16 protein-coding genes, 5 tRNA genes and 1 pseudogene are annotated in these 19,548 nt (G+C 63.9%); 17 read left to right on the forward strand and 5 right to left on the reverse strand.

Annotated features, from left to right (window positions below; all coding sequences use genetic code 11):
• Window positions 1-250: pseudogene (locus tag VFW84_RS10575) on the forward strand (isocitrate lyase); the annotation flags it as partial.
• Window positions 251-352: 102 nt separating this feature from the next.
• Here VFW84_RS10575 and VFW84_RS10580 read toward each other — a convergent pair.
• Together VFW84_RS10580 and VFW84_RS10585 are read right to left on the reverse strand one after the other, a co-directional pair.
• Complete coding sequence (locus tag VFW84_RS10580) at window positions 353-1,975, reverse strand: carboxylesterase/lipase family protein (protein WP_329680421.1); 1,623 nt, start codon at window positions 1,973-1,975, stop codon at window positions 353-355.
• A 72-nt stretch (window positions 1,976-2,047) separates the two neighbouring features.
• Window positions 2,048-4,150, reverse strand: coding sequence for an ATP-binding protein (locus VFW84_RS10585; protein WP_329680422.1), 2,103 nt, complete (start codon window positions 4,148-4,150; stop codon window positions 2,048-2,050).
• Window positions 4,151-4,534: 384 nt separating this feature from the next.
• Between VFW84_RS10585 and VFW84_RS10590 the strand changes: the two genes are divergently transcribed.
• Window positions 4,535-5,173, forward strand: coding sequence for a hypothetical protein (locus VFW84_RS10590; RefSeq protein ID WP_329680423.1), 639 nt, complete (start codon window positions 4,535-4,537; stop codon window positions 5,171-5,173).
• 12 nt (window positions 5,174-5,185) lie between these two features.
• Here VFW84_RS10590 and VFW84_RS10595 read toward each other — a convergent pair.
• Window positions 5,186-5,274 (reverse strand) — tRNA-Leu (locus VFW84_RS10595).
• Between the two features lie 129 nt (window positions 5,275-5,403).
• Between VFW84_RS10595 and VFW84_RS10600 the strand changes: the two genes are divergently transcribed.
• The 12 genes from VFW84_RS10600 (at window position 5,404) to VFW84_RS10655 (ending at window position 15,279) form a co-directional block, all read left to right on the forward strand.
• Window positions 5,404-5,479 (forward strand) — tRNA-Gly (locus VFW84_RS10600).
• A gap of 66 nt (window positions 5,480-5,545) precedes the next feature.
• Window positions 5,546-5,619, forward strand: a tRNA-Cys gene (locus tag VFW84_RS10605).
• Window positions 5,620-5,894: 275 nt separating this feature from the next.
• Window positions 5,895-7,814: a threonine--tRNA ligase gene (thrS, locus tag VFW84_RS10610; protein WP_329680424.1), complete on the forward strand. Its 1,920-nt coding sequence runs from the start codon at window positions 5,895-5,897 to the stop codon at window positions 7,812-7,814.
• Window positions 7,815-7,932: 118 nt separating this feature from the next.
• Window positions 7,933-8,481 (forward strand): translation initiation factor IF-3, encoded by a 549-nt coding sequence (gene infC / locus VFW84_RS10615; RefSeq protein ID WP_329680442.1) that lies wholly within the window; start codon window positions 7,933-7,935, stop codon window positions 8,479-8,481.
• Window positions 8,482-8,693: 212 nt separating this feature from the next.
• A complete protein-coding gene (gene rpmI / locus VFW84_RS10620; RefSeq protein WP_028601240.1) occupies window positions 8,694-8,897 on the forward strand; it encodes a 50S ribosomal protein L35 in 204 nt (67 codons plus the stop codon).
• 65 nt (window positions 8,898-8,962) lie between these two features.
• Window positions 8,963-9,322 (forward strand): 50S ribosomal protein L20, encoded by a 360-nt coding sequence (gene rplT / locus VFW84_RS10625; protein WP_035034889.1) that lies wholly within the window; start codon window positions 8,963-8,965, stop codon window positions 9,320-9,322.
• A 125-nt stretch (window positions 9,323-9,447) separates the two neighbouring features.
• Window positions 9,448-10,485, forward strand: coding sequence for a phenylalanine--tRNA ligase subunit alpha (gene pheS / locus VFW84_RS10630; RefSeq protein ID WP_329680425.1), 1,038 nt, complete (start codon window positions 9,448-9,450; stop codon window positions 10,483-10,485).
• Between the two features lie 42 nt (window positions 10,486-10,527).
• Window positions 10,528-11,559, forward strand: a complete 1,032-nt coding sequence (gene ahr, locus VFW84_RS10635; protein ID WP_329680426.1) for an NADPH-dependent aldehyde reductase Ahr — start codon at window positions 10,528-10,530, stop codon at window positions 11,557-11,559.
• A 45-nt stretch (window positions 11,560-11,604) separates the two neighbouring features.
• Complete coding sequence (gene pheT, locus VFW84_RS10640; RefSeq protein ID WP_329680427.1) at window positions 11,605-14,034, forward strand: phenylalanine--tRNA ligase subunit beta; 2,430 nt, start codon at window positions 11,605-11,607, stop codon at window positions 14,032-14,034.
• Window positions 14,035-14,054: 20 nt separating this feature from the next.
• Window positions 14,055-14,414: an integration host factor subunit alpha gene (locus VFW84_RS10645; RefSeq protein WP_329680428.1), complete on the forward strand. Its 360-nt coding sequence runs from the start codon at window positions 14,055-14,057 to the stop codon at window positions 14,412-14,414.
• Between the two features lie 254 nt (window positions 14,415-14,668).
• Window positions 14,669-15,127, forward strand: coding sequence for a MerR family transcriptional regulator (locus VFW84_RS10650; RefSeq protein ID WP_329680443.1), 459 nt, complete (start codon window positions 14,669-14,671; stop codon window positions 15,125-15,127).
• A 75-nt stretch (window positions 15,128-15,202) separates the two neighbouring features.
• Window positions 15,203-15,279: transfer RNA gene (locus tag VFW84_RS10655), tRNA-Pro, on the forward strand.
• Window positions 15,280-15,328: 49 nt separating this feature from the next.
• Here the strand turns inward: VFW84_RS10655 and VFW84_RS10660 are convergent.
• On the reverse strand, window positions 15,329-15,538 hold the full coding sequence (locus tag VFW84_RS10660) for a heavy-metal-associated domain-containing protein (RefSeq protein WP_329680429.1): 210 nt from the start codon (window positions 15,536-15,538) through the stop codon (window positions 15,329-15,331).
• A 53-nt stretch (window positions 15,539-15,591) separates the two neighbouring features.
• On the opposite strand from VFW84_RS10660, the gene VFW84_RS10665 reads away from it, so the two are divergent.
• The 3 genes from VFW84_RS10665 (at window position 15,592) to VFW84_RS10675 (ending at window position 18,746) form a co-directional block, all read left to right on the forward strand.
• Entirely contained in the window at window positions 15,592-17,928 is a 2,337-nt protein-coding gene (locus VFW84_RS10665) for a heavy metal translocating P-type ATPase (RefSeq protein ID WP_329680430.1), read from the forward strand.
• A gap of 61 nt (window positions 17,929-17,989) precedes the next feature.
• Window positions 17,990-18,066, forward strand: a tRNA-Arg gene (locus tag VFW84_RS10670).
• A 23-nt stretch (window positions 18,067-18,089) separates the two neighbouring features.
• Window positions 18,090-18,746, forward strand: a complete 657-nt coding sequence (locus VFW84_RS10675) for a hypothetical protein (protein WP_329680431.1) — start codon at window positions 18,090-18,092, stop codon at window positions 18,744-18,746.
• Window positions 18,747-18,764: 18 nt separating this feature from the next.
• Here VFW84_RS10675 and VFW84_RS10680 read toward each other — a convergent pair whose 3' ends face one another.
• Window positions 18,765-19,544 (reverse strand): oxepin-CoA hydrolase, alternative type, encoded by a 780-nt coding sequence (locus VFW84_RS10680; RefSeq protein WP_329680432.1) that lies wholly within the window; start codon window positions 19,542-19,544, stop codon window positions 18,765-18,767.
• Window positions 19,545-19,548: the final 4 nt, after the last annotated feature.

Genomic DNA, 19,548 nt, shown 5'->3' on the forward strand with positions numbered 1-19,548 from the left:
TGGTATCCACATCAACTGGTTCAACACCTTCCAGTTCGCCCACGCTTACGCTCGCGGCGAAGGCATGAAGCACTACACCAACATGGTGCAAGAGCCCGAATTCGCAGCTCGCGAAAAGGGTTACACCTTCGTGTCGCACCAGCAAGAAGTGGGCGCTGGCTACTTCGACGACGTGACCACCGTGATCCAGGGTGGCTCGTCTTCCGTGAAGGCCCTGACCGGCTCGACCGAAGAAGAACAGTTCCACTGATCGGCGCAGGCCGCAAGGCCTGTGTGCTGAACAGCGCAGAACCAAAAACGGCACCTTCGGGTGCCGTTTTTTTTACCGATCTCAGGGGCCCGCGCTCAGCGTTCAAGACTGACCGCTGAGGGAAAAGAGCAGGGACCACGTCAGGCAGCGATGCGCCTTGGCAAAGGCGCCCCAGGGCTGTAGCCCCACTTGCGTGGGCGCAAGGTTCATGATGGGCATGGTCCATTCGTTGAACTTCGTCCACTGTGCTTGACCGGTGTGATGAGGGGTCCCTGTGGCGGCAAAAGCAGCCCAGTAGTTCACCATCTGATCGCCCAGTGCTCGCTGCGCCGCGTCGAGCGAGCCGTTCACCTGGGTGGCAAACACGGGCGCGCCAAACAGGTATTGCAGCTCTGACGTGTGATACGCCCCGAGTTCAAAGAATCCATCCGCAGGGGCCGGGGCCCGCTCATCGGTGAACTCGTAGGCGTAGACAGCGGTGTGCCGTGACAGCCTCCGGGCGTCCGTCAGGGCCGGACAGGCAAAGCCCGCATCGGTCATCAAGGCCGACATGGCCAGATCGTGGCTTCCATACTGAGAGGCGGTGTAGAGGCTGCGGGAGGTGCTGCCGGCAAAAGCGCTGCCCGTCATCACCTCGGCGGCCGAGATGTAGTCCTCGGCGCTCATGGCGCGACCGCGCTTTTGATGAAAGGCGTAGGACACAAAGAAGCGTCCCTCTTGTGCCGTCGTGCCGATCAGCACCGGCACCTTGTGGATCTCGCCATCGCGGATCATGTCCGTCAGTTTGCGGGGAAGGATCACGCCATCGACCAAGGGGCTCCAGGGGTTGGTGCTTTGCAGGGCATCGAGCCCATCGCCGGCCACCGCCACCAACTCTTGCGCGGAGCGTGAGCGCAAGCAGGCCAACTGGCCCGGGCCGATCGGACAGTTCACCAGGCTGGCATAGGCATCGCCATGGGTGCGGGCCTGTTCGGGTGTTCGATTGCCCATGCGCACGCAGGGGCCGCTCTGCATGATGACCCCGTGGAAGAGGCCGGCCGATGCGGGGGAGGCCAGATGGACGCAGTTGCTTGCCGCGCCTGCGGAGTTGCCAGCCAGGGTGACGCGGCCGGCATCACCACCGAAGGCGCGGATATTCGCCTGCACCCAGCGCAGCGCCTGCTGCTGATCCTGTATGCCATAGCTGCCAGCCGCGGCTTCCTGTTGCAGTTCGGTGGTGCTGAGGAAACCCAGCACCCCCAGTCGATAGTTGATGGTGACGACCACCGCATTGGCGCGACGTGCCAGGCTTGTGCCGTCGAAGTCGCTGCCCGAGCCCATGGTCAACGAGCCAGGGTGGACCCAGACGATGACGGGGCGGGGGGTGGTTTGAGGGGCTGCGGGCACATAGACATTGAGGTTCAGGCAATCTTCGCTGGTCGCTGTGTGTGAGTAGTTGCCAGGCAGCTGTGGGCAGGCGGCGCCGATGCGGGTCGCGTCGCGGACACCCTGCCAGGGCGCAGTTGCCTGAGGGGCCTTCCAGCGCAGCGATCCCACGGGGGGCGCTGCGTAGGGGATGCCCAGGAACTGCTGCACACCATCGGCGGTGTGGCCCTGAAGGAGGCCGCTCATGGTGCTGACCTGAGGGGCTGCCTGTGTTGACGTGTGGCTCAGGCCGATCGCGGTGGCCAGCGCGCAGGCCAGGACCAGGCGAGGCGTGGGGTGGGACATCTTGAGCATGAACATGGGGTCTCCTCCTGTGAATGAACAGCGTGAGGATGCCCACAAGGGCTGTCGAAATGACAGTTCAAAAGATGTTCAATCCATCGTCCTTGGCGTGCTGTGGGGCCGGTCGTTTTCCCTGAGCCACAAGGCCTGGGCGAGGCGCTCGACGCCCATGCGCAACTGGTATCGGTAGGTGCCAAAGGGGATGCCCAGGCGCTCGGCCGCCAGCTCCTGAGAGCCTGCGGGACGCCAGTACGTCAGCTCAATGGCCCGCATGAAGCGCGTCTGTCGGGGCTGTGCGGACAGGCTGTCTGCCGTGGACCGGATGAGGCGACGCAAGGGCTCCCAGGCGGGATCGGATGTGCCCCGATCCGCCTGCAGCAGTGGGCTGGACAGCAGCGGGTTGCGACCCAGCATGACGGGATCGTGCCAGTGCCGAAGGGCCTCATGCACGGCATTCTTGAAGTCCGACTCTGACAGCCTCTGCGGTCCGTGGCCAGCGGGGAGGGGAGGCTCCAGATGATCCGGATACAGGACTGAAGCCCCCATCCGCTCCAGCCAGTCGCTCAGAGGGGCTGCGCGCCAATCGTGTGCGAAGGTGCCGAAGCGTTGCCCATCCATCACCAGACCCTCCGGCTCGATCTGGTGGAAGTCGATGTGACTCATCATCGGGCGCCAGTGTTCGGGTTCGATGACGGTCATGGCAAAGCAGGCCAGATCCGGCTCGTTCATCCACATCGAGAAGGTTCGCGTCTGCAGCGCATTGAGGAAAATGCCTGCCGCTTGAAGACCACCCCGTGCGATGGTCATTCGGCTGTAGAGCACGCGCTCGCCCACATGCCGTGGAGGCTGGCGATCCAGCCATTGCTGGAGCTGGGACAAGGCCGGGTCGTCATGCTGGGCGTCGGGCGGCAGGCGCTGAAGCTCCAGGCAGAGCATGGCGATCCGGATGGTGCCCTCATGGTCGCGAACCACCCACCAGGTGGCTGCGTCGTGGCCTTGCCAATGATGCAGGCAGCGCTCGTGCAGCGGACCCATCTCGGTTCTTGTCAGGGCGGCGATCTCTGGCTGGTCGCGGGGCGCAGCGGGTTCGCACTGCACTGATCCCAGTGCAGTGAAGTCGACGAAGTGACGCATCACCGGGCTGCCTCGGTTCATGAAAAAGATGTTCAGGGCCGCTTGATGGCGTGCGGCGGCGCCGCCTGTTCGGGCCTGTGTCAGGTAGTGCTGCAACAACTGCCCGGCGCCATGTGCGAGTTGCTCGGGATGGCGCCAGCGCATCTCCGCCATGATCGCGTCACGGACCAGATCGTGAGGGAAGAGGCCCTCGCTGGCGACCTCCATGAAGCTCAAGGAGCTCAACCACTTGAACAGATGGGCGGCATCTGTGGGGGTGGTCATGGCGGCCAGCAAGCCCTCGGTGGTGACGCGAGCGCAGGCACTGACCTCCAGGGCCTGTCGGTGCAAAGGCGAGGGCGCGTGCGCCGCAAAGCACTCGGTCAGGCGCCTAATCATGTCGGTGCCCAGGGATGTGGGCACCTCGCCATGCGCATCGATCAGCTCGCTCAGCAGCATCAGGGTCAGGGGGTGTCCATGACTGAGACGGACGGTGGCCGTGCATTGCTCGGGTGTCATGCCTCTGGCGGTCAGCACGCGCTCGCAGTCCTGCCTGGACAGGTTGCGAAGGCGGATCACCTGGGTGCCATGAGACCAGATCGGGTCAGACGTCCATGATTCGTCCGGGGGATGGCGTCCCGCCAGCACGACGATGCTTTGGCGTGGCAATTCGGCCAGCAACTGGTCTCTCAGCCAGCGCTCCAGATGGACCAGATGCTCGAAGGTGTCGATCAGCAGAAGGCGTCGGGGTTGCTGGCGCCATGCCTGCAGGATCGTAGGCATCAGCGCTTGTGTGGGCGGCAACCCCAGTGACGATGCCAGGCTGTGCAGTACCCCGTAGGCCGAGGGCTCCATGTCTCGGCCATCGATGCGGATGCAGTCCATGCCTGCTTGCCGACCGAGCCATTGCATCTGCTCCAGCAACGCTGTCTTGCCGACCCCGCCCGGCCCGTCAATCAAGAAGATGTGGGTGCGCGGCAGATCCTCCGCCAGGGTGTGGCGAAAGTGGCGCAACTCGGTGTCGCGCCCGAAGAATTGATCCTGACTTCGCTGGCGCAGGTGATCAACGATGCGATCCATGGAGCGTGAGATGGAGGGGCAAGGACGCGGGTCTTCGGCGCTTTCCGGCGGGTGGATGGCCATCATGGGCCATGGGCGCGAGGGTCGGATCACTCATTCGAGTGGGCGAATAAACCCGGGTGATGACTGCGCGCTTCAAGTCATGAAGTGTTGTTTTTTGACGTCTAAATCAACCCGCTGATGAGGGGTTCGGCGCGTGAATGAGGGTTGTCAATAGCAGATTCTCATGACTAGGGAATGCCCCCGTCGTACTTTGGGTAATGCCTTCCGTTTTTGCCGGATTTATCAGTAAAGTTGTAACTGTCGCAGTTCTGACAACCCACATTCAACAAGTTGGGGCGGGGTGGCGGCGATCTGAGTGAATCACTTCCAAAGGAGGACCGCATGACGGTTGATGAGGTGTTGAAGACGGGTTTGGTGTTTGTCCACTTCGTGGTCAGCGCCTTGGCGCTGGCGGCCATCTTGCGGGCCGATGTGCACATCCTGGCGCGCTACAACCAGTCGCTGAGCAGCGATGACTGCGACAAGATCCACGGCACGAAACGGGTGGTGACGCCCGCCTTGTGGCTGCTGTGGCTGACCGGTCTGGCCATCTGCGCCTTGGGCTGGATGGGCAATCCCGCCTACCTCATGAACCAGAAGCTCTGGATGAAGGTCATCGTGGTGCTCATGCTCACCGTCAATGGTGTGTTCCTGCACCGGGTGGCCTTCTCGTATGTGCGTCAGGGCGTGCGTCTGAGCGATGCCGCGCCTCGCGCGGCCGCCCTGATGACCTTGATGGGCACCTTGAGCTCTTCCGGTTGGGTGTTTGCCAGTTTCCTGGGCATCGCGCGCGCCCTGAACAACAAGCAGAACTTCCTGGATGTGCTGGGTCTGTACCTGCTGGTGCTGGGTGGGGGGCTGGTGGTGGCGTCGATCGTGATGCGTCGCCTGCGTGCTCAGAGCGCAGGTCGCACGACCGGGGTGCTGTATGCCCTGAGTGGTGGTGCAGCGCACAAACTGGCTCAGCGCGACGCCGCGTGAGGCCTCTCACGCTGGTGCCCCGGACCTGACTCGAACAGGCACGCCGTGTGAGCGGCGGCGGATTTTAAGTCCGCTGTGTCTACCGATTTCACCACCGGGGCAGCGCAGCGAGTGTAGCGGCGAAAGCGCAAAAATTTTTGGCTTTGCTTGCAAAGTGGGCTGAAGTCGATGTATAGTTCAAGTCTTCGCTGATTGCTCGCCATTTAGGTGGTGATCATGTCAGACGATACGCGGGATTAGCTCAGTTGGTAGAGCGATACCTTGCCAAGGTATAGGTCGAGAGTTCGAGCCTCTTATCCCGCTCCAGTTCTGAAGGGAAGTCAACGACAGTTGGCTTCCCTTTTTCACAAAGACCACCTGGGTCTTTGCTGAGGCGCGGTAGCAAAGCGGTTATGCACCGGATTGCAAATCCGTGTAGGTCGGTTCGACTCCGGCCCGCGCCTCCATCTTCTTTCCTCCGGGTGTCTGTTGCTACAATGCCGTTCATGGCGACCGCATGATGCGTCGCGCTCCGTGCAACGGTAAGAAACGTAGAAAGGCACATCCGGTTATGACACCGCGAACTTCGACCACCCCATCTACCTCGACCGAGGTCTAGTCGGCTGGCCGCTGCTTTCGCATTTCTTACCCTGACACCAGAAAGCGCGGCGCCCCCCCGCGCTTTTTTGTTGCCTGTTTCGCACACATCAACAGGCGCACACCCAACACAGGTTTCCACACCATGATTTCGATTCAATTGCCTGACGGCTCCAAGCGTGAATTCCCCGGCCCGGTGACCATTGCCGAGGTGGCAGCCTCCATTGGCGCCGGTCTGGCCAAAGCGGCGCTGGCGGGTCGCGTGGGGCAGGGCGAGGCCGCTCGCCTGGTCGACACCAGTCATCTGATCGAAGCCGACACCGCGCTGGCCATCATCACCGAGAAGGACGACGCAGGCCTGGACATCATCCGCCACTCGACCGCCCACTTGCTGGCCTATGCCGTCAAGGAGCTGTTCCCTGAGGCGCAGGTCACCATCGGCCCGACCATCGAAGACGGCTTCTATTACGACTTCGCCTACAAGCGCCCCTTCACGCCGGAAGACCTCGAAGCCATCGAGAAGAAGATGGCCGAGCTCGCCAAGAAGGACGAGAAGGTCGAGCGCAAGGTGTTGCCGCGCGATGAGGCGGTGGCTTACTTCAAGGGCCTGGGTGAGCATTACAAGGCCGAGATCATCGAGAGCATTCCTGCGGATCAGGATGTGTCGCTCTACTCAGAGGGCGCCTTCACCGATCTGTGTCGTGGCCCCCACGTGCCCAGCACCGGCAAGCTCAAGCACTTCAAGCTGATGAAGGTGGCTGGCGCCTACTGGCGCGGTGATCATCGCAACGAACAATTGCAGCGTGTCTATGGCACGGCCTGGACCACCAAGGACGACCTTCAGCAGTACCTGACGCGCCTGGAAGAGGCTGAAAAGCGCGACCACCGCAAGCTGGGCCGCGAGTTGGACCTGTTCCACATCGACGATCACGCGCCGGGGGTGGTGTTCTGGCACCCCAAGGGCTGGACGGTGTGGCAGGCCGTGGAGCAGTACATGCGTCAGGTCTACCGTGACAACGGCTACCAAGAGGTCAAGGGGCCGCAGATCATCGACAAGACCCTGTGGGAGAAGACCGGCCACTGGGACAAGTACCGCGACCACATGTTCACCACCGAATCGGAAAAGCGCGACTACGCGCTCAAGCCGATGAACTGCCCCGGCCACATCCTGATCTTCAACCAGGGCATCAAGAGCTACCGTGACCTGCCGGTGCGCTACGGTGAGTTCGGCCAGTGCCACCGCAACGAGCCCTCGGGCGGCCTGCACGGCATCATGCGCGTGCGTGGTTTCACGCAGGACGATGGTCACGTCTTCTGTACCGAAGATCAGATCCTGTCCGAATGCGTGGACTTCACGGCCTTGCTGCAGAAGGTCTACAAGGACTTTGGCTTCACCGACATCATCTACAAGGTCGCTACGCGCCCTGAGCACCGCATTGGCTCCGACGAGGTCTGGGACAAGGCCGAGAGCGCCTTGATGGAGTCGCTGCGCGCCACGGGCAGCGAGTTCACCATTGCCCCGGGCGACGGGGCCTTCTATGGCCCTAAGATCGAGTACACGCTGAAGGATGCACTGGGTCGCCACTGGCAGTGCGGCACCATCCAGGTGGACTTCTCCATGCCTCAGCGCCTGAACGCCGAGTACGTGGCCGACACCAGCGAGCGTCGCCATCCGGTGATGCTGCACCGGGCCATCCTGGGCAGTCTGGAGCGCTTCATCGGCATCCTCATCGAGCAGCATGCCGGCTCTCTGCCCGTGTGGCTGGCGCCGGTGCAGGCGGTGGTGCTCAACATCACCGATGCACAGGCTGATTACGCGCAAGACATTGCAAAAACGCTGCAGAAGCAGGGACTTCGCGTGCAGTTGGATTTGCGCAACGAGAAGATCACCTATAAAATCCGCGAGCATTCGCTACAGAAGGTGCCTTACTTCATCGTTGTCGGTGACAAGGAGAAGTTGGACGGCACCGTCGCCGTGCGCGCCCGGGGTAACCAGAACCTCGGTGTGATGTCACTCGCAGACTTCTCCCAGAAGATCGGTCAAGACATCGCCGCAAAGGCCTGAGGTCGGAGTGTGCGTGGGCCCTTGTCAAGCCCGCGCCTGCTCCATCGGGTTTGCCTGGGTGCGTGGTCGTGTTTAACCGGTTCGGGCGTGAAGTGCCCGTGGCCAGAAGGAATTCAACATCGCTAACTTTTTTGACCGCCGTACGCGCAACGACGAGCGCAAGCATCGGCTGAATCGTGAAATCATGGCTCCCGAAGTCCGCCTCAATGGCGTCGAGAACGAGCCCCTTGGTATCGTCAGCATCCAGGAAGCCCTGCGCCTCGCCGGCGAGGCCGACGTGGATCTGGTGGAAGTGGCTGCCACGGCGGATCCTCCGGTCTGCCGCCTGATGGACTACGGCAAGTTCAAGTACCAGGAGCAGAAGAAGGCTCACGATGCCAAGCAGAAGCAGAAGGTCATCGAAGTCAAGGAAGTGAAGTTCCGTCCTGGCACCGACGAAGGCGACTACCAGATCAAGCTGCGCAACCTGCGCCGCTTCCTGGAAGAAGGCGACAAGGGCAAGGTCACCTTGCGCTTCCGTGGCCGCGAAATCACTCACCAGGAATTGGGCCTGCGCTTGCTCGAGCGCGTGCGTGACGACCTGACCGATTGCTCGGTGGTCGAGAACATGCCCAAGCTGGAAGGGCGCCAGATGATCATGATTCTGGGCCCCAAGAAGAAGAAATAAGCCCACAGGCTTTCATTTCTCTCTTACAATACCGGGTTTCGCCCGAGCCTTTTATTGGGTTCGGGTGGGCTGATGCTCTGGTTTGCGCCAGAGGGTCGGCAAACGAGAGGTGGTTTGGTCACCGCCTTCTCGATCAAAGTGCCTGCAGGCCATCAAGACACGGAAACGGACTTCCGTGGCGCCTGGCGGGAACAACGTAAAAGGAGCAGAACATGCCCAAAATGAAGACCAAGAGCAGTGCGAAGAAGCGTTTTCGCGTGCGTCCGGGTGGTACCGTCAAGCGCGGTCAAGCCTTCAAGCGTCACATCCTGACCAAGAAGACCACGAAGAACAAGCGTCAGCTCCGCGGCGCTGTGAACGTGCACGAGACGAACATGGGCCACATGGCTCAGATGCTGCCTTTCGCTGGCCTGTAATCGGTCATCGACATCGCAACAACGTCCCGTATCTGGTTTAGACATTAACGCCGAAGGAGTCATCCATGCCTCGCGTCAAACGTGGTGTAACAGCCCGCGCTCGTCATAAGAAAGTTCTCGCACTCGCCAAGGGTTTCCGTGGCCGCCGCAAGAACGTGTTCCGCATCGCCAAACAGGCCGTCATGAAGGCTGGGCAATATGCCTACCGTGACCGTCGTGCCAAAAAGCGCGAATTCCGCCGTCTGTGGATCGCTCGTATCAATGCCGGTAGCCGTGCACTCGGCCTGACCTACAGCAAGTTCATTGCTGGCATCAAGAAGGCATCGATCGAGATCGACCGCAAGGTGCTGGCCGACATGGCTGTCAACGATCCCGCTGCATTTGCCAGCATCGTTGAAAAGGCCAAGGCTCAACTGGCTGCTTGATTCATCATTGAGCGACCAGCAAAAGATGCTGCGCCGGACCATGCCTGTCGGGGCTCGCTCCCTCAGGATCGTCCGGTGATCTAAAGGCCAACAGTTCTGTTGGCCTTTTTTTTCGACACAAGACCATGAACGATCTCGACGCACTGGTGCTCTCGGCCCAAGAGGCTTTTGCAGCGGCCGACACCCCCGCCGACCTTGAAAACGCCAAGGCTCGCTTTCTGGGCAAGTCCGGCAGCGTGACCGAGTTGCTCAAGGGCATGGCCGCCTTGAGCCCGGAAGACAAGAAGACCCGTGGCGCTGCCATCAACCAGGCCAAGCAGCGCGTCGAGGCTGCCCTCAATGAGCGCCGCCAGGCGCTGGCCGATGCCGAGCTGGCGCAACAACTGCGCGCCGAAAGCCTGGATGTGAGCCTGCCGGGTCGCCGTCGTGGCGAGGGGGGGCTGCACCCGGTGTCCCTGAGCATCGAGCGCATCGAGGCCATCTTTGGCTCCATGGGGTTCGCCGTGGCCGACGGCCCCGAGATCGAGGCCGACTGGTTCAACTTCACGGCGCTCAATACACCCGAAGACCATCCTGCCCGCTCCATGCACGACACCTTCTACGTCGAAGGCGGTCATCTGCTGCGCACGCACACCAGTCCGATGCAGGTGCGCTATGCCGTGCAGCATGTCAAGGACAATGCCGAGCGCATCGCCCGCGGTGAGCGCATGCCCGAGATCCGCGTCATCGCGCCGGGCCGCACCTACCGTGTGGACAGCGATGCCACCCACTCGCCCATGTTCCATCAGTGCGAAGGCCTGTGGATCGGCGAGTCGGTCAGCTTCACCGACCTCAAGGCCGTGCTGGGTGATTTCTTTGGCACCTTCTTCGAGACGGACGAGTTGGACATCCGCTTCCGTCCCTCCTTCTTCCCCTTCACCGAACCGTCGGCCGAGGTGGACATCGCCTTTGCCTCCGGGCCCCTCAAGGGCCGCTGGCTCGAAGTCGGCGGGGCAGGTCAGGTGCACCCCAACGTTGTGCGCAACTTCGGGCTCGATCCTGAGCACTACATCGGCTTTGCCTTCGGCCTGGGCCCCGATCGCCTGACCATGCTGCGCTATGGCGTCAACGATCTGCGGCTCTTCTACGACAACGATCTGCGTTTCCTGCAGCAGTTCCAGTGATCTGTCCCTGTCAGCCCTGACCCCACCCGAGAGGAGCACGCCATGAGCACACCGACCCCCATCCGCGCCTGGGCCGCCCAGGAGGCTGCCAAGCCTGTCGTGCCGTTCAGCTACGACCCCGGTCCGCTGGGGGCCGAAGAGGTCGAGATCCGCGTCGAGCATTGCGGCTTGTGCCACTCCGATCTGTCGGTGATCGACAGCGAGTGGGGGCCGATGCCTTATCCCATCGTGGGTGGCCATGAGGTCATCGGCACGGTGGTCGCGCTGGGGGGCAGCACGCGAGGTCTCAAGTTGGGCCAGCGTGTGGGTCTGGGCTGGCTCAGTGGCAGCTGCATGTCCTGCCCGGCCTGCCTGAGCGGTCAGCCGCAGCTGTGCCGTGCCGGGCAGCCCACCATCATTGGGCACCACGGCGGTTTTGCCGAGCGCGTGCGCGCGCACTGGTTGTGGGTCTGCCCCATCCCTGAGGCGCTGAACCCGGCCAAGGTGGGGCCGCTGCTGTGTGGCGGCGTGACCGTGTTTTCACCGTTCCTGAACTTCGACATCAAGCCGACGCACCGCGTGGGTGTGGTGGGCATCGGTGGCCTGGGCCATCTGGCCCTGAAGTTTGCGCGCGCCTGGGGCTGCGAGGTCACGGCCTTCACCTCCAGCGAGTCCAAGCGCGAGGAGGCCCTGCAACTGGGGGCCCATCACGTGGTGTCGAGTGTGGATGCCAATGCCATGAAGGCCATCCGTGGCCGTCTGGACATGGTGCTGGTCACGGTCAACGTGATGCTCAACTGGAAGGCTCTGATGGGCACGCTGGCGCCCAATGGCCGACTGCATCTGGTGGGCGTGCTGCCGCAGCCCATGGAAGTCGAGGCCGGCCCTCTGCTGGGTGGCCAGCGCAGCGTGTCGGGCTCGCCCACGGGCTCGCGTCAGGACATCGACACCATGCTGGAGTTTGCGGCCCGCCATGGCATCGAACCCCAGACCGAACATTTCCCCATGAGCCGCCTCAACGATGCGCTGGACCACCTGCGCGCAGGCAAGGCTCGTTACCGTGTGGTGCTGGACGCCGATTTCTCGCAGGCCTGATCGCCCGCACGGCGCACCGAATCAAGATTCCCAAGGATCCCCGACATGCAATTCCCCGAGTCCTGGCTGCGATCGTTCTGCAACCCCGACCTGAGCACCCAACAACTGGCCGACCTGCTGACCATGGCCGGGCTGGAGGTTGAGGAGCTGGAGCCCGTGGCACCAGCCTTCACCGGCGTGGTCGTGGGCCATGTGCTGAGCGTGGCCAAGCATCCCGATGCCGACCGCCTGAATGTGTGCCAGGTCGATGCCGGCACGGGCGCCGTGCTGCAGATCGTGTGTGGTGCGCCCAATGTGCGCCCGGGCATCAAGGTGCCCTGCGCCACCGTGGGCGCCGAGCTGCCCCCGGGCGCCGATGGCAAGCCCTTCAAGATCAAGCTGGGCAAGCTGCGTGGCGTCGAGAGCCAGGGCATGCTGTGCTCGGCGCGCGAGCTGGGTGTCTCTGAAGAATCCAATGGCCTGCACATCCTGGCCGACGACGCCCCCATCGGTCAGAACATCCGTGAGCACCTGCGCCTGGATGACACGCTGTTCACCCTCAAGCTCACGCCCAATCTGGCGCATTGTCTGAGTGTGGCGGGCATTGCCCGCGAGGTGTCGGCCCTGACCGGTGCGCCTTTGACGCTGCCGACCATCGAGCCCGTGGTGCCTGCCATCGATGCCACCTTGCCCGTGTCCGTGCAGGCCTCCGATCTGTGCGGCCGTTTCGCCGGTCGTGTCATTCAGGGGGTGAACCCCCAGGCCCGGACGCCCGACTGGATGGTCGAGCGCCTGGCCCGCTGTGGTCAGCGTTCGGTCTCGCCGCTGGTGGATATCTCCAACTATGTGATGTTCGAACTCGGGCAGCCCTCGCACGTCTTCGATCTGGACAAGATCCATGGCGGGCTGAATGTGCGCTGGGGCCGTGCGGGTGAAGAGCTCAAGCTGCTCAACGGCACGACCATCACGCTGGACGAGCAGGTCGGCGTGATCGCCGACGACAACCAGGTCGAGTCCCTGGCCGGCATCATGGGCGGTGATGCCACGGCCGTTGGTGACGACACCCGCAACGTCTATCTGGAAGCAGCCTTCTGGTGGCCCAAGGCCATCGCGGGCCGCGCTCGCCGCTACAACTTCTCGACCGATGCCTCGCACCGCTTCGAGCGGGGCGTCGATGCCGAGCCGGTGGCCCGCTATCTGGAGCGCATCACCCGCCTGATCATCGAGATCTGCGGTGGCCAGGCGGGCCCGCTCAACGACCAGATCGTCCAGCAGCCCGAGCGCAAGCCGGTCACCTTGCGCCTGTCGCGCGCTCAGCGCGTGATCGGCATGCCTGTGACGCTGGCGGAATGCGAGACCGTGTTCCAGCGCCTGGGCCTGAGCTTCACGACGGCGCAGGTGGATGGTGACACCCACCTGACCGTCACGCCGCCGAGCTGGCGCTTCGATCTGCAGATCGAAGAAGACCTCATCGAAGAAGTCGTGCGTGTCATCGGCTTCGATAAGCTGCCCCAGCGCGCGCCCAAGGCGCCTGTGGTCTCCGAGGTGCGCCCCGAGGCCCGGCGCAGCCTGTATGCCGTGCGCCGCTCGGTGGCTGCGCGTGGCTACCAGGAGGCCATCACCTTCAGCTTTGTGGAGGCCCGCTGGGAAGCCGACTTTGCTGGCAACACCCAGCCCATCGGTGTGCTCAACCCGATCGCCAGCCCCCTGGCCGTGATGCGCTCCACGCTGATCGGCAGCCTGGTCGAGGTGCTCAAGACCAATCTGGCCCGCAAGGCCGAGCGCGTGCGCATCTTCGAGGTGGGCCGCGTGTTCAAACGCGATGCGTCCGTGGTGGACAGCGATCAGACGGTGGGTGGTTTCGATCAGCCCGTGCGCGTCAGCGCGCTGGCCTACGGTCCGGCCGACGCCCTGCAGTGGGGCAGCGCCTCGCGCGCGGTGGACTTCTTCGACGTCAAGGGCGATGTCGAGGCCCTGCTGGCACCGCGTCAGCCGCGCTTTGTGGCGTTCGAGCATCCCGCTTTCCACCCAGGTCGTTGCGCTCAGGTCATCGTCGATGGGCGGGCGGTGGGCGTGATCGGCGAGCTGCATCCCAAGTGGCGTCAGGCCTACGATCTGCCCCAGGCCCCCGTGCTGTTCGAGCTGGATGCCGAGGTCTTGACCCAGCGTGTGGTGCCGGTGTTCACCAGCGTGCCCAAGATGCAGTCGGTCTACCGCGATCTGGCGCTGGTGGTCAATGACAGCACGGCGCACGATGCGCTGATCACCGCCATCACTCAGGCTCAGACCGAGGGCCTGGTGCGTGGTGCCCGCCTGTTCGACATCTACAAGCCCAAGACGCCTGTGGCCGGCATGGCCGACAATGAGCGCAGCCTGGCGGTTCGTGTGGAACTGCGAGATGATGAGCAGACCTTGACGGACGATCGCATCGATGCGGCCATGAAGGCGGTGCTCGCCTCGCTGGCCGATGGTGTCGGTGCCCGTGTGCGTGCTTGAGGCCGGGGAGGGCCTGGGACATGAATGACAAGATCAGCGACCTGACGGTGCTGCTGCCGACCATCGAGACGCCCACGCTGACCAAGGCCGAACTCTCGGACATGCTGTTCGAGCGTCTGGGTTTGAACAAGCGCGAGTCCAAGGACATGGTCGAGGCGTTTTTTGAGTTGGTGCATGGCTCCCTGGTGGAGGGCACCGACGTCAAGCTGTCGGGCTTTGGCAACTTCCAGATCCGCCAGAAGGCCGCCCGGCCGGGGCGCAACCCCCGCACGGGCGAGACCATTCCCATCGAGGCGCGTCAGGTGGTGACCTTCCACGCCAGTGCCAAGCTCAAAGGCATGGTGCAAGGGGATGTTCCTTCCGGGGACGACTTGGAGTAAAGTGGCAAGTTCCTCTGCGCGTCGCGTGGAGGGCAGACGTCTGAGCAGCTTGCCGAACCCAGTTTTGGGGACACGGCTCCACCGAGCACACCATGGAACGCACCGAGCTTGATTCACCGCCGCGTTCGGATCGCCCGTCGTCGGGTGAAGCCGCAGCCCCCCGTGCGACGTCACGGGCGCTGAGCCGCACCGAGCCTCGCGCCGGGCGCGCCGATGCCCGCGAGGCCTCGGTGGATGCACGCACCGAGGTGAAAGTGCCCACGGGCCTAGTCGCGCCCGGTGCCGAGCTGCCACCCATCCCTGCCAAGCGCTACTTCACCATCGGTGAGGTGAGCGAGTTGTGCGGGGTCAAGCCCTATGTGCTGCGCTACTGGGAGCAGGAGTTCTCGCAACTGCGCCCCATGAAGCGTCGCGGCAACCGCCGCTACTACCAGCACCATGAAGTCCTGCTGATTCGCCGCATCCGTGAACTGCTCTATGAGCAGGGCTTCACCATCAGCGGTGCGCGCAATCAACTGCAGGACCACATGCCGGCCGCCTCCGCGAAGGTGGATGCATCCGAGGCCCCTGCGCCATCGGCAGGGTTCAAGGCGGGGGCGGTGTCCGAGGTGGCTTGGTTCGGACCTGATCTGATCGAGCTCTCGCGTGCACATCCTCAAGCCGCGGCGGAACTGCGTGAGGCCCTGTTGTCGATCCGCGAGTTGTTGAGCTGATCGCACCCAGTTTTTTTGATTTTTTTGACTGCACCTCAGAAATCCCCCAAAACGGTGCTATAGTCTAAGTCTTGTCGGGGCGTAGCGCAGCCTGGTAGCGCACTTGCATGGGGTGCAAGGGGTCGCGAGTTCGAATCCCGCCGCCCCGACCAAAGAACGGCATAAGCCCGGTAGCCAAAAGCTACCGGGCTTTTTGTCTTCTCAGGGCTGCACGGTGTAGCCCTCGTCCGTGATGATGGCCTTGACCGATTCTTCGGGCAGGCTGGTGGTGACCTCGACACGGCCCTGTGGCAGGTCCACGCTGACCTGTGCCGATGGATCCTGGGCCTGCACGGCCTGGGTCACGGCTTTCACGCAATGCTGGCAGCTCATGCCTTGCACATTCATGCGGTAAGTGATGGCGTCGCTCATGGGGGTTCTCTCTTGAGGGGACAATGGATCTGACCAATGATTGGATCACCATCATGACAGGCGAGACAGCTTCGACCCACAATACCCTGCAGCTCTCCGTGCGAGGCATGACCTGTGCGGCCTGTGTGGCGCGTGTGGAGCGCGCTTTGTCCAGGGTCGAGGGCGTCACGCAGGCGCAGGTGAACTTCGCCACCGAAGAGGCGGCGGTCACGCTGGACGAGGCCTGCTCGCTGGAGGCGCGCGAAGCGCTGGCGCAGTCTCTGGTGGCGGCTGTGGACAAGGCGGGCTACCACGCCCAGGTGCATCGACCCGATGTGGCCGTGGAGGAAGTGATCGAGCCCTGGTGGCGTGTCTGGGGTGGGGTGATCTTCGGCCTGGTCTGCAGCGTGCCGCTGATGTTGCCCATGCTCTGGGGCGATCACCACTTCTGGCCGGCCTGGGTGCAGTTCGCCCTGGCCACGCCGGTGCAGGTGGTGCTGGGCGCGCGGTTCTACAAGGCAGCCTGGGCGGCACTCAAGGACCGCAGCGGCAATATGGATCAACTGGTGGCCCTGGGCACCACGGCCGCCTGGGGCCTGTCGTGCTGGCTGTGGTGGCAATACGAAATGACGCTTGCGAGTGGGCCGGCAGGACATGTTGGCCATGAAGGGCAGGGGCCTGCGCTGTACTTCGAATCAGCTGCCGTGGTGATCACCCTGGTGTTGCTGGGCAAGGCCCTGGAGGCGCGTGCCAAGCGGCAGACCACGGCGGCGATCCGGGCCTTGCAGTCCCTGCGTCCCGACACGGTGCGGCGCATGGGCCCGCAAGGCGAGGTGGAGGTGGCCGTCTCCCAGGTCGTGGTGGGCGACACCCTCGTCGTGCGTCCGGGTGAGCGCGTGCCTGTGGATGGCACGGTCAGCGATGGTCACAGCCATGTGGACGAATCCATGCTGACGGGCGAGCCCCTGCCTGTCAGCAAACGTGTGGGTGACCGCGTGACCGGCGGCGCCATCAATGCCGAGGGGCGCTTGCTGATGATGGCGACGGCGGTGGGTGCGCAGACCATGCTGGCGCAGATCATCCAGCATGTGACTCAGGCACAACTGGCCAAGGCGCCGATCCAGCGTCTGGTCGACCGGGTCTCGTCGATCTTTGTGCCCACGGTCCTGCTGGTGGCCTTGCTGACCGGCTTGGGCTGGTGGCTCAGCGGGGCGGGGGGCGAACAGGCTCTTCTGCGTGCCGTGGCTGTGCTGGTCATCGCCTGTCCCTGTGCCTTGGGGCTGGCCACCCCGGCAGCCATCATGGCGGGGACGGGGGCGGCAGCGCGGGCCGGCATCCTGATCAAGGATCCGCAGGCTCTGGAGACGGCCCATCAGGTCCAGGTGGTGGCCTTCGACAAGACAGGCACCCTCACGGTGGGGCGGCCCCGCCTGGTGGACTGCCTGTCCCCGGATGGGGGGCGTTGGCGCTCGGTGCAGGCCCTGGAAGTGGCGGCCTGGCTGCAATCGGGCAGCGAACATCCGCTGGCCAAGGCCGTGCTGGATGCCGCAGCGGCTGTCGGGATCACGGGCACCGTGCCTGCGCTGCGTGACTTGCGTGCCGTGCCCGGCCATGGCATTGAGGCCAGTCTGGACGAGGCGTCCGCACCGCGGGCGGTGCATGCCGGGCTCTGGCGTCTGGGCAGCACGCGTTGGCTGATCGATCGGTTGGCGCCCGTGTCGCCTCAGCAGCGCAGCCCCGATCTGTGGATGGCGGCCGAGCGGCATCAGGCACAAGGCGCCACCGTGTCTTGGCTGACGCATCAGGCGACCGAGTCGGCCGCGCCCGAGATCGTGGCCCTGCTGGCCTTTGGTGATGAGCTCAAGCCCGGTGCCCAGGCCAGTGTGGCGGCCCTGCAGGCCCTGGGCGTGGACACCGTGCTCATCTCGGGTGACAACCGCTCGGCGGCCCGGGCGGTCGCCGATCAGGTGGGCATCACCCAGGTGCATGCCGAGGTGCTGCCGGCCGACAAGGCCCGTGAGGTGGTGGCTTTGCAACACGATGCGCAAGGACAGCGGCGCGTGGTGGCCATGGTGGGCGACGGACTCAACGACGCGCCCGCCCTGGCGGCTGCCGATGTGGGTGTGGCCATGGCCAACCCCCATGGCAGCACCGACGTGGCCCTGCATGTGGCTGGCATCACCCTGATGCGGGGCGACCCCCGGCTGGTGGCCGCCGCCCTGGACATCTCGCGGCGCACCTCACGCAAGATCCGCCAGAACCTGTTCTGGGCCTTTGCCTACAACGTGGTGGGGATTCCGTTGGCGGCCATCGGCTGGCTCAACCCCATGGTGGCCGGGGCCGCCATGGCCATGAGTTCCGTGTCGGTGTTGCTCAATTCGCTCAGTCTGTCCCGCTGGCGGGTCGATTGAGGTCTGTTCCGGCCTTGCGGCTGGCGCGCAGGCATGGCGAAGGCCTTAAACTGGAGACCTGCCGTCAGTAGCTCAGTTGGATAGAGCACCTGCCTTCTAAGCAGGCGGTCGGGGGTTCGACTCCCTCCTGACGGGCCATCGTGAACCAACGGGGTCTGTGCATGATGTTCGACACGATCAAGCGCTGGATGGGCACTGCCAAACCCGAGAGCGTCAGCGCCGGGCCGCAGGTGCTGACGGACTGGGCCAAGAGCGAAGGACACACGGTCAAGGCGGTGTCAGGCCATGCTCATGGCGTCGTGGTCGAGACCCGCGCGGGCTGGCGCGTTGAATGGGGGCACACCCAGCGTCCCTATTTCCAGCACCACGAGTTGCGTTTCCGCTGCGATTGCGGCCTGTCGCCCGATGTGCAGATGCTCTTTCTGAGCAAAGCCATGGCGCAGGCGCTCGAATCCGATGTGTTCCTGCGCTTCACCGATGCCATGCAGACGCGCATCGACAACACCTTGCCCGACGAGATGCGCTGGCTGGCCTTGCACTCCAAGGTGTCGCTGGCCGAGCACCCCGTGCTCTCACGTCGCTTCATGCTGCTGTCCAATGCCGAGCCCGTGGCACGTCAGTGGTTGACGCCGGACCTGCTGGCGGCCTTGGAGGCTGCGGCCTCGTCCTGGTGGACCGATGGCCTGGTCGTGCTCATGACCGTCAACCGAGGCATCCTGACGATCCGCATGTCTGGCGACGACTTGGAGCCCAATCAGCTCAAGCTGGTCGGGCGCCTGTTCGATCTGGCTGCCGCGCGCCTGACAGCACTGTCCTGAGGCGCGCGCCCTGCGTTATCAGCTCGTCGGGCCGGTCTTGCGCTGCAGAAAACGCCCGATGGCCTCGCCGGCCTCCGGGCGCAGCAGGTTCACCAGGAAGTGTCGTTTTTCCGCGGCAAGTTGCTCGTTGAGCGTGCTTTGAGGCGCGTCGTTGATCAATTCCTTGATGCTGGCCAGTGCGCCTGCCGGTGCCTGGGCCAGTGTCTGAGCCAGCGCCAGGGCGGTGTTCAGCACCTCGCCTGCGGGGGCGATCTGATGAACCAGGCCCCAGTGCTGCAACTGTTGCGCGGAGACCTCGCCGCCGCTCCACAGCCAGTACAAGGCCTGGCCTCGTGGCAGTTGTCGGGCCAGATGCCAGGACGCGCCACCATCGGTGGACAAGCCCACCTTGCTGTAGGCGCTGATGAAGCGGGCGTTGTCGCCTGCCACGATCAGATCGCAGCCCAGCGCGACCGACAGGCCGCCGCCTGCGGCCACGCCCTCGACGGCGGCAATCACCGGCTTGGGAAAGCTGCGCAGGGCTTCGATCCATTGGTGAAAGGCGTCGATGTGCTCGCCTTGCTGCTGGGGCTGGTGCGTGCGGTTGTGGGCCAGACGCTGCAGGTCCCCACCACCACAGAAATGCTCGCCCGCGCCCGTGAGGATGACCGCCGACACACTGGGATCGGAATCCGCCACATTGAGCGTTTCGATCCCGGCGGCGTACACCTGGGGCGACAGGGCGTTGCGGGTGGCTGGCCCCGACAGGGTCATCACGAGGACCGTGCCCTGGCGTTCGGTCAAAAGTTCTGTGGTCATGCTG

The sequence above is a fragment of the Aquabacterium sp. genome, assembly GCF_036279655.1.
GTDB lineage: Bacteria > Pseudomonadota > Gammaproteobacteria > Burkholderiales > Burkholderiaceae_C > Aquabacterium.